This window comes from Rhizobium sp. SRI_017 (genome assembly GCF_057586295.1).
In genome coordinates, this window is the sequence record NZ_JBYCZP010000119.1 from 1 (window position 1) to 257 (window position 257).

Below are 257 nucleotides of genomic sequence, written 5' to 3' on the forward strand. Positions count from 1 at the left end.
ACCTGTCCCATAGCGAATCTCTCCAAACTTGCGAGAAGATTGCACCATCAAAATACGGGATCAAACATCTAGCGTTCGAATCCCTTCTGGGGTCGAGCTGTGCTGGAACGATCTCCTTTGAGCATTGATCTATGCACCGGGCGTTACCCATTCGCAAAATCCCGGGCCGCCTGAATGAACGCTGTAAAGGCAGCCGGCGGATTCTTCCTGCCGGAGTAGTAGAGCGCGAGGGGCGCTAGAGAGGGCGTCCAGTCCTC

The 257-nt window shown here is 55.3% G+C and carries 1 pseudogene; it reads right to left on the reverse strand.

Features of this window, described 5'->3' with window-relative positions:
* Positions 1 to 143: 143 nt before the first annotated feature.
* A pseudogene (locus AC2YI2_RS35310) lies at positions 144 to 257 on the reverse strand (LysR family transcriptional regulator); the annotation flags it as partial.